The organism is Leucobacter sp. M11, from assembly GCF_035726885.1.
Taxonomy (GTDB): domain Bacteria; phylum Actinomycetota; class Actinomycetes; order Actinomycetales; family Microbacteriaceae; genus JAPFRB01.
Genome location: NZ_JAPFRB010000004.1, coordinates 167,954 through 171,160 on the forward strand (window position 1 = coordinate 167,954; position 3,207 = coordinate 171,160).

The window sequence follows — 3,207 nt, forward strand, 5'->3', positions numbered from 1 at the left end:
GGCTCCCCACCGACCGCTTCAGCTTCGAGGGCTTCCTGCCCCGCAAGCCGGGGGAGCGCCGGGCGCTCGCCGCCGAGCTCGCCACCGAGCGGCGCACGATGGTGTTCTTCGAGTCCCCGGCCCGGCTCGCGCAGAGCCTCGGCGACCTCGGCACCGGCTTCGGCGCGGACCGCCGCGCCGCCGTGTGTCGGGAGCTGACCAAGAAGTTCGAGGAGGTGCGCCGGGGGAGCCTCGCGGAGCTCGCCGAGTGGGCCGAGGGCGGGGTACGCGGCGAGATCGCCCTGGTCATCGAGGGGGCCCCGGAGCGCACGGTCTCCTCCGAGGACGCGCTTGCCGAGGTCCTCGCCCAGGTCGCGGCGGGAGCCCGGCTCAAGGACGCGAGCCGCGAGGTCGCGGCGGCGGCCGGGTTGTCCGGGCGTGAGCTGTACCAGCTCGCCCTCGCCGCGAGGCGCTGACCCACCCGACGAGACGGAACCCGATGGCCGACCCACGCCCACCCAGCCGATGCACCCAACGGAGGACCCCATGACGACCCCCACGACGCGCGGAGCGACGCTGCCGATCTGGCGACTGATCCTGCCGGTGCTGTGGTTCGGGATGGTCGCCGCGATCTCGTTCCTGGAGGCCCCGCTCAAGTTCCAGGCCCCCGGCATCACGATCCCGCTCGGGCTCGGCATCGGCCGCCTGGTCTTCTTCGCGCTGAACGTCGCCGAGGGCCTGATCCTGGTGGCGCTCATCGCGGTGACCCTGTGGCCCCGCATCGCACCCCGCCTGCGCGCGGGCCGGGCCCAGCTCGGCGTCCTCGCGGCCGTCGCCGCGGTGTACCTCGCGAAGATCCTCCTGATTCGCCCGCCGCTGAACGCGCGCACCGACCTCGTGCTCGCCGGGGCCAACCCGGGGCAGTCGCCCTGGCACTACGTCTACATCGTCGCGGACGTGACGACGATGGGGCTGCTCATCGCGCTCATCGTGCTCGCGGCTCGGCGACTCGCGCCCCGGCCGGAAGTGGCGTGAGGCCGCCGCGTTCCGCCGGGAGTTGACCCTCCCCCTGGGGGAACGCCCACGCTGGGGGTGAGCGGCCGTCGGCCGCGGAAACGAGGAACCTATGATGACCATCGGCGAGTTCGCCCTCCTGACCGGCCTCACCCCGAAGGCGCTCCGGCACTACGACGCGAAGGGCTTGCTCAGTCCCGCCTCGGTGGATCCGCGCAGCGGCTACCGGGGCTACGCGCTCGGCCAGCTCCGCGAGGCAGGCCTGATCGCCGTGCTCCGGGCCGCCGAGCTCCCGCTCGCCGTTGTCGCCGAGACGATGTCCGCGGCGGAGCCCGCCAGCACGCTGGCCCGGGTGCGGGAACGCCTCGTCGAGGAGCGCCGGGCGCAGGACGCCGCGCTCGCGGCCGCCGAGTGGCTGCTCGAACAGGGCGGCGTCGCGGAGGTGCGCCGCGAGGAACGGGGAGAGCAGCGCTTCGCCTACGCGGAGCTGCTCGGGCACCCCGAGCTGCCGGAGCACGCGAGCGACGAGGAGCGGGCCGCGCAGGACGCGGCGGACACCGAGCGGGCGAACGCGCTGTTCGCGCGGATCTTCGAGGCGGTGCGGGCCGCCGGGGGCGAGATTACCGGGCCCTGGTGGTTCCAGCACCGCCCCAGCGAGACGGGCGACCCGGAGACCGCCCCGATGACGCTGCGCTGCGCCTGGCCGATCGCGGGCGACCTCGGAGGCCCCGGGGACACCGACGAGCTGGGCGGGGGCGTGCGCCTCGGGGTCTTGCCCGCCGCGACCGAGCTGTCCGTGGAGATCCCGCACGGGATGACGCCGCCGGAGGTGACGATCCCGCCGGGTCAGCTGGCGCTCTTTGACGCGGTCGCGCAGGAGCTGGGCGAGGAGGCCGCCACGCTCGAAGGTATCCGCACCGAGGGTCGCCTGGACGAGCAGGGGCAGCCGATCGGTCTCACCGTGCGCTTCCCGCTGCCGGAAGAGGCCGCGCCTCCCCGGCCGGCCTAGGCGGGGTCGGGGGCCCCGCGGGGAGCGTCCCAGAAGCCCGCGTGCACCTCGGCGGCGCCCGCGACGTCGACGGGGCCGACGGAGATCACCTCGGCCCCGGCCCGCTCAAAAACCTCGCGGGAGGGGATGTTCAGGGTCGCCGCGCCCTCCTGGTGGCTGACGAGGGCGGCGAGCTGGGGTTCGGACAGGGCCGAAACGACGCGGCCGATGCCCGCCCAGTGGATCGCCCCGGCGCACATGATGCAGGGTTCGGCGCTCGTGTAGAGCGTGCTCGCCGCGAGCTCCGCGCGGCTGAGGCTCTCGCCGGCCAGCCGCGCGGCCGCCGTCTCGGCGTGGCCGATCACGTTTCGCTCGCTCACGACCGTGTTGAGGCCCTCGAAGGCGCGGCCGTCGGCGGCCACGACCACGGAGCCGAAGGGGTGGTCGCCGCGGGCGCGTGCCTCGCGCGCCAGCGCGACGCAGCGGCTGAGGAAGCTCAGGTCCCGCTCGCTGCATCGCTCGTTCGCTGTCTCAGTCGTCATCTCCCCAGCCTATCCCCGCGGAATTGGGGCGGCTGGAGGACGGGCGGGACGCCGGGAGATCCCCCAGGGCGCGGGGGTGGTGTATACACAGGGGGCGGAATGGCTCGCAATATTCTGCGATTAGTGTCACAATGTATACATCAACGCGAATTCTGGGACACCAGGAGGAAGGGGCGGGTTCATGGCAGAGCGCGCGAGTGACCGGGCCTACGAGGTGCTCCGGTCGGAGATCCTCACCCTGCGGCTTGCCCCCGGGCAGCTCCTGCCCGAGGTGGAGACCGCGGCCCGAATCGGGGTGTCCCGCACCCCCCTCCGCGAGGCGCTCTCCCGGCTCGCGGCCGATGGGCTGCTCGTCCAGGAGGGCGGACGCGGCCAGGTCATCGCCCCCGTCGACTCCGGCCAGGTCCGCCAGCTCTTCGAGCTGCGCCAGGCACTCGACCAGCAGGCGGCCCGGCTCGCCGCCCGCCGCGCCGACCCGGAGGTGTTTCGGGCCCTCGCCGAGCGCTTTGCGGCGGTGCCCACCCAGCTCGATCAGGACGACGCCGAGCGCACCGGGTATTACGCCCTGGTCCGGGAGCTGGACGCCGCGACCGACGCCGCCGTGCAGAACGCGCCGCTCGTGCAGGCGCTCGCGAGCGTGCGCACCCACCTGGCCCGGATCCGTCGCCTGGCGAAGGACGACAA

The 3,207-nt window shown here is 74.1% G+C and carries 5 protein-coding genes; 4 read left to right on the plus strand and 1 reads right to left on the minus strand.

The features are described from left to right. The 3 genes from rsmI to OOT08_RS12765 all read left to right on the plus strand — a co-directional run. Window positions 1-455 (plus strand): 16S rRNA (cytidine(1402)-2'-O)-methyltransferase (gene rsmI, locus OOT08_RS12755; RefSeq protein WP_325093119.1); only part of this gene is annotated, 455 nt, incomplete at its 5' end. Between the two features lie 70 nt (window positions 456-525). Next, on the plus strand, window positions 526-1,014 hold the full coding sequence (locus tag OOT08_RS12760) for a hypothetical protein (protein ID WP_325093120.1): 489 nt from the start codon (window positions 526-528) through the stop codon (window positions 1,012-1,014). A gap of 91 nt (window positions 1,015-1,105) precedes the next feature. After that, a complete protein-coding gene (locus OOT08_RS12765) occupies window positions 1,106-2,002 on the plus strand; it encodes a MerR family DNA-binding transcriptional regulator (RefSeq protein WP_325093121.1) in 897 nt (298 codons plus the stop codon). Here OOT08_RS12765 and OOT08_RS12770 read toward each other — a convergent pair. Next, a complete protein-coding gene (locus tag OOT08_RS12770) occupies window positions 1,999-2,523 on the minus strand; it encodes a nucleoside deaminase (RefSeq protein ID WP_325093122.1) in 525 nt (174 codons plus the stop codon). The two genes, OOT08_RS12765 and OOT08_RS12770, sit on opposite strands and share 4 nt — an antisense overlap. A gap of 181 nt (window positions 2,524-2,704) precedes the next feature. Here OOT08_RS12770 and OOT08_RS12775 point away from each other — a divergent pair. Then, a partial coding sequence (locus tag OOT08_RS12775; RefSeq protein WP_325093123.1) for a GntR family transcriptional regulator occupies window positions 2,705-3,207 on the plus strand: 503 nt, incomplete at its 3' end.

Bases quoted from the DNA above. Each gene is read 5' to 3' on its own strand.
- OOT08_RS12760 (WP_325093120.1), top strand. From the start codon at position 526: ATGACGACCCCCACGACGCGCGGAGCGACGCTGCCGATCTGGCGACTG.
- OOT08_RS12765 (WP_325093121.1), top strand. From the start codon at position 1,106: ATGATGACCATCGGCGAGTTCGCCCTCCTGACCGGCCTCACCCCGAAG.
- OOT08_RS12770 (WP_325093122.1), bottom strand. From the start codon at position 2,523: ATGACGACTGAGACAGCGAACGAGCGATGCAGCGAGCGGGACCTGAGC.